6 protein-coding genes are annotated in these 5,278 nt (G+C 65.3%); 1 reads left to right on the forward strand and 5 read right to left on the reverse strand.

Features of this window, described 5'->3' with window-relative positions; translation table 11 throughout:
* A partial coding sequence (locus IVB13_RS13800) for a c-type cytochrome (RefSeq protein WP_247489214.1) occupies positions 1-266 on the reverse strand: 266 nt, incomplete at its 3' end.
* A 425-nt stretch (positions 267-691) separates the two neighbouring features.
* Between IVB13_RS13800 and IVB13_RS13805 the strand changes: the two genes are divergently transcribed.
* A complete protein-coding gene (locus IVB13_RS13805; protein ID WP_240544164.1) occupies positions 692-880 on the forward strand; it encodes a hypothetical protein in 189 nt (62 codons plus the stop codon).
* A gap of 62 nt (positions 881-942) precedes the next feature.
* Here the strand turns inward: IVB13_RS13805 and arfB are convergent, their stop codons facing one another.
* The 4 genes from arfB to IVB13_RS13825 form a co-directional block, all read right to left on the reverse strand.
* Positions 943-1,359, reverse strand: a complete 417-nt coding sequence (arfB, locus tag IVB13_RS13810; RefSeq protein WP_027520399.1) for an alternative ribosome rescue aminoacyl-tRNA hydrolase ArfB — start codon at positions 1,357-1,359, stop codon at positions 943-945.
* Positions 1,360-1,471: 112 nt separating this feature from the next.
* A complete protein-coding gene (locus tag IVB13_RS13815) occupies positions 1,472-2,839 on the reverse strand; it encodes a pitrilysin family protein (RefSeq protein ID WP_247489216.1) in 1,368 nt (455 codons plus the stop codon).
* Positions 2,836-4,230 carry a pitrilysin family protein gene (locus IVB13_RS13820; protein ID WP_247489219.1) on the reverse strand — a complete coding sequence of 465 codons (1,395 nt, stop codon included), beginning with the start codon at positions 4,228-4,230 and terminating at the stop codon, positions 2,836-2,838. Before IVB13_RS13820 ends, IVB13_RS13815 begins: the two co-directional genes overlap by 4 nt.
* 201 nt (positions 4,231-4,431) lie before the next feature.
* Positions 4,432-5,157 carry a hypothetical protein gene (locus IVB13_RS13825; protein ID WP_085383811.1) on the reverse strand — a complete coding sequence of 242 codons (726 nt, stop codon included), beginning with the start codon at positions 5,155-5,157 and terminating at the stop codon, positions 4,432-4,434.
* Between the last annotated feature and the right edge of the window lie 121 nt (positions 5,158-5,278).

Raw genomic sequence — 5,278 nt, forward strand, 5'->3', positions numbered from 1 at the left:
GTCTCGTCCCAGGCGAAGGCTGCTTTTGCGAGGGGCTCTGAATAGTGAAAGCCTTCGACCTTGCCGGCGGGCCGCCCGACGATCCCGACCAGCGGCGGACCCTGCCGCACCGGTTCTGACAGGTTCGTGGTGTGGCACACCGCGCATTGCTGCTTGAACAGTGTTGCGCCATCCGGCGGCTTTGCAGCCGGCAAGGGCATCTGCGCCTCGGCCACCCGCACCACCAGCACCACCGCGGTGCACAATCCCAGCACGATCGCGCGCATCGTCAAAAGTCCGCCCGTCGACGTCAATTCAGCGTGCGCAAACTCTAGGCGCGGCAAAACATGCGGTGGTAGTAGCGGGCTGTTTCGCTGCGTGCGGAGGTGCACGCGGGTGCGTTGTTCCGCGCTGCCGTATATGCGGAGGACAATTCCGCGAAACCGCCGTCAAATCCCTAAACGATCACCACACGAGACAGGTTGCATTGCGGTCGCGCCGTTCGAGCTCGTAACGCGATGGACTGGTTCGGCTCAGACGGACGGCGCATCAAGCCGCCGAACCGATCATCGCGAAAATCCAGGAGAAATGGATGAAGTTGGTGAAGACCTCCGCAATCGCATGCGCCGTCTCGGCTCTCATTGTGACACCGGTTCTCGCGCAAGGTACGTCGCCTGGCGCGAGGCCTAGCGGCACCGTGCAAAGCAAACCCATGCAAGGCAGCACAATGGGCAGCGGCGACGAGGAGATGAGCGCCCAGCCGGGCGCGGCGGGCGAGACGACGGGCATGAAGCCGACGAAGGGCACCAGGGGCACGGTTGGCACCACGGGCAGTGCTGCACACAAAGGGACCGCCGACGATTCCGCGACGGGCGGTGCAGCCACGGGCAAGCGCTACTAGCCAACGGAGTGAGACGGCAGAACTCCGGTCGCCCTGCGGCCGGAGTTCTTTTGCAGTCTCTGCTAGTCGTCGAAACCGCGCCCGCGCTTCGACTTGATGTCGCTGCGGCGCTTCTTGCCCTCGAGCCGGCGCTGCTTGGAGCCAAAGGTCGGCTTGGTCGCGCGCCGCGGCTTCGGCCGGATCATGGCTTCGCCGAGCATCTCCGTAAGCCGGTCGATGGCGTCCTGGCGGTTGCGCTCCTGGGTGCGGAAGCGTTGGGCCTGGATCACGATGACGCCGTCCTTGGTCATGCGTTGCCCTGCGAGCCGGGCAAGGCGCAGCGCGGCATCCTCCGGCAGCGTCAGTTTGCGGGTGTCGAAGCGCAATTGCGCCGAGGTCGCGACCTTGTTGACGTTCTGCCCGCCCGGGCCGGAGGCGCGGACAAAGCCGATCTCGATGTCGTCCTCGTCGATGACGAGATCGCGGGATATCCGCAGCATGATGGCACCATTCGTGATGCCCGGACATATCCCGGACGCCTAGGATCGGCAATGGCGCCCAAATGCAAATGGCCGGGCGAGCCCGGCCATTTCAGGAAGCGTATGGAAGACGTCAGTTCGACTTCGTCACCGGTGCGGCTGCCGGTTGCGCCGCGGCCTGCGGAGCGCGGCCGACGACGACGGTCAGGAGGCCCTGGCCCCAGAGGCGCCTTGCGGCCGCCTTGGCGTCGTCCATGGTGACCGCATCCACGACGGCGTTGCGCTTCTCGATATAGTCGATCGGCAGCTTGTCCTGCTGATATTGCAGCAGCGCCTGCGCGAGCTTCGAGGAGGTGTCGAGCGCCAGCATCTGCGAGCCCTTGAGGTAGGATTTGGCCTCGTCGAGCTCCTTCTGCGTCGGGCCTTCCTCGGCGATCCGGCGCACCTCCTTGTCGATGGCATCGATGGTGTCGCCGGCACGGTCGGCGCGGGTGCCGGTATTGCCGATGAAAACCGCCGAATGCTCCATCCAAAGCAGCGATTCGAACACCGAATAGGCGAGCCCGCGCTTCTCGCGCACCTCGCGATAGAGCCGCGAGGACAACCCGCCGCCGCCGAGGATGTGGTTGACGACATAGGCCGCCATGAAGTTCGGATCGCTGCGCTTCACCCCGGGACCGCCGAAGGTGATCACGGTCTGGGGCACGTCGAGCGTCACGAAGGCGCGTTGCGGCGGCTTGGCGGCCTCGACGTCGGGGACGGGCACGAGATTGGCCTTGGCCGGCAGGCTACCAAATGTGTGGTCGAGCAGCTTGCCGAGCGTATCGGGATCCACGTCGCCAACCACCGCGATCTTGAGCGTGTCCTTGGCGAGCACGCGGCCGACATAATCCTTCATGTCGGCAACCGTAATGGTCGGAACGCTGTCGAGGTTGCCGTTGGACTGCCGACTGTAGGGATGATCGCCAAAGGCAACCTCCAGGAATTTGCGGCTCGCGAGCGAGGTCGGGTTGGTTGTCTCGCGGCGCAGGCCCGAGATCACCTGCGAGCGAATGCGTTCGACGTCGGCAGTTTCGAAATGCGGCGAGGTCAGCGCGCTCCGCAGCAGGTCGAAGGCCTCGTCCTTGTTGTCGCGCAGCATGCGCAGGCTGCCGCGGAACGTGTCGCGGGTGGCGCTGAAAGAGAGCTCGATGGCACGGCGATCGAGCCGCTCATGGAAGGTCTTGGAATCGAGATCGCCGGAGCCTTCGTCGAGGAGATCGCCGACCAGATTGGCGACGCCCGATTTGTCCTTGGGATCCTGGGCCGAACCGCCGGCAAAGGAATATTCCATGGCGATCAGCGGCACGGTCGCATCCTGCACGAACCAGGCCTCGATGCCGCCCGGCGAGGTCAAATGCTGGATCTTCGCCGCCGCCTGTGACGGCGAGACGGTAGCGAGCGCGAGTGCCGCGCCGGTGGCAAAGGAGAATGCAACGCGTCGAAGGAAGGGATAGGTCACGAACGCTTCTCCTCGCGCTTGGTGGTCGCGGTGTCTTTGATCAGATAGCCCGTCACCGAGCGCTTCTTCTCGAGCCATTTCTGCGCGACGGTGCGGACCTGCTCGGCGGTGACGGCGCGGATGCGATCTGGCCAGCTCCGGATGTCCTCGATCGACAGGCCCGTGGTCAGTGCGCCGCCATACCAGCGCGCCAGCACCGCCTGGTTGTCCTGGGCGTAGATCGCCTCGGCGATGAGCTGGGTCTTGACCCGCTCGAGATCCTCGGCGCGGATCGGATTCTGCGCGATGTCGGCAATGACGCCGTCGACCACCTGCTCGACCTCGGCGAAGCTGACCCCGGATTTGGGCGAAGCCGAGATCGCGAACTGGGTCGGGTCGAGCGAGATGCTCGAATAGCTGGCGCTGGCGGAGACCGCGAGCGGCTTGTCCACCACGAGCGCGCGGTAGAGATAGGAATTGCTGCCGCTGCCCATCAGCTGCGCCAGCACGTCGAGGGCCGCGCTTTCGCCGGCCGCAGCCGTGGTCGCCGAGGGCACTAGGTAATAGCGTCGCAAGCCGGGTTGCTCGACGCGCGGATCGGCCAGGGTCACGGTGCGCGGCGCCGCGGGTTCCGGCTCCTGCGGGCGGACGCGGCGCGCCGGGATCGCGGGCTGCGCCGGGATGGCGCCGAAACTGCGCTCGACCAGCGGGCGGATGTCGGCGGGCTCGACGTCGCCGGCGATCACCAGGATCGCGTTGTTCGGCGCATAGAAGCGGCGGTAGAAGGCGAGCGCATCCTCGCGATCGAGCTTCTCGATCTCCTGGTGCCAGCCGATCACCGGCCGGCCGTAGGGATGGTTGAGATAGAGCGCGGCCATGATCTGCTCGTTCAGCCGCGCGTCCGGATTGTTGGCGACGCGCATGTTGTATTCTTCGAGCACGACGTCACGCTCGGGCAACACGTTCTCGTCCTTGAGGATCAGGCCGGTCATGCGGTCGGCCTCGAATTCCATCATGGTCGGCAACTGCTCGCGCGGCACGCGCTGGTAGTAGTTGGTGTAGTCGACCGAAGTCGAGGCGTTCTCGTTGCCGCCGACGCGGAGTACGGTCTGGGAGAATTCGCCGACCGGATGCTTCGATGTGCCCTTGAACATCAGGTGCTCGAGGAAGTGCGCGAGCCCGGACTTGCCCGGCGTCTCGTCCGCCGAGCCGACCTTGTACCAGATCATTTCCGTGACGACGGGCGTGCGATGGTCCGGAATCACCACGACCTGCATGCCGTTTCCGAGCGTGAAGCTGGCGGGCGGAGCCGATGTCACCGTGGTCTGCGCAAGGGATGCGCCGGCCGTGAGGACACTCGTCGAAAGCAGCGCGGCAAGGAGGCGGGCAGCCGATCGGTAAGAGGACATCATGATCCTTATGAAAGGCCGAGCCCGGATGTCCGGCTCGGAGGCACGGCATGGTACACCGTGCGGCAAACGCTTCGCGTCACGAAGCAGAGAACTCAACTCGGGCGCAAGTTACTGATAAGCAATTAAAGACCGCGTCCGGCGCGCACGAGCCGCCGGCGCGGGACCGGGTCTGTGTCGGGATATCGCGAAGGGACAGGAGCGCTATTGTTCCTTGTCCTTGCCGGACATGATGTCGAAATAGGTCCGCCGTGTCTTGTCCTCTCCGGCGCCATAGGCGTAGCTCGGAGACGGCGTCTGGTAGCCGGGCGGCGGCTCGACCAGTGACTGGCGCGGCGGCTCGGTCGTGAATTGCTTGGCCTCGCCTTTGTTGTTCGACATCATGCCCCACAGACCGCCGGTGAAACCGAGCTGGGCCGGGCTGAGCGACGGATTGCCGTTGGTGCCCGGCTGAATAGGATCATTGCTCGTGCGCTCGGGTGCGGCTGTCCTGCCGACCTCCATCTCGGCGGGCGACAACGCCCGGCCTGCCTGCCAGCTCTCCGTGGCCTTGACGGCCTTCTTCCGCTGCGCGATGGCCTCCTTGCGGCGTCTCTCGTCAGGGTCCTTCGGCCAGTTCGGCGCGTTCTTGGCTTCAACGCCGGCGGGCGGCGGCAGGTCGAGCTTGGGCGGCACCACCAGCGGCGACCGCTCGCGGTATTCGATACCCTTCTTCTCCATGCTCTTGGCGCCGATGCCCGACATCAGATTGTCGATGAGCTTCTCTTCGAAGGTCATGTCGTCGTCGTCCTCGCCGTCGTCACCGGCGCGGGCGGCGCCAGCCGACATGACGAGACCGATGCCGAGCGCGACAGCGGACAATTTCAACGCCCGCCAGAGCCCCTGCCGGGGGTCTTCAACCATCGAACCGCTGGTCTTCGAGCTGCGCATCACTGTACCTGTTCCAAAATGTGGCAGTTTGCCGCTCTCGCGCGGCATAATCCCTCGCAAAAGCAAGGTTCCGCCTGCCGGTCCGTATCGGCCGGGATCAGGGCGCTTTTGCGGCGGGGAC

It is taken from the genome of Bradyrhizobium sp. 17, assembly GCF_023073515.1.
In the GTDB taxonomy this organism is placed as follows: domain Bacteria; phylum Pseudomonadota; class Alphaproteobacteria; order Rhizobiales; family Xanthobacteraceae; genus Bradyrhizobium; species Bradyrhizobium canariense_D.

Bases quoted from the DNA above. Each gene is read 5' to 3' on its own strand.
- arfB (WP_027520399.1), bottom strand. From the start codon at position 1,359: ATGCTGCGGATATCCCGCGATCTCGTCATCGACGAGGACGACATCGAG.
- IVB13_RS13805 (WP_240544164.1), top strand. From the start codon at position 692: ATGCAAGGCAGCACAATGGGCAGCGGCGACGAGGAGATGAGCGCCCAG.
- IVB13_RS13820 (WP_247489219.1), bottom strand. From the start codon at position 4,230: ATGATGTCCTCTTACCGATCGGCTGCCCGCCTCCTTGCCGCGCTGCTT.
- IVB13_RS13825 (WP_085383811.1), bottom strand. From the start codon at position 5,157: ATGCGCAGCTCGAAGACCAGCGGTTCGATGGTTGAAGACCCCCGGCAG.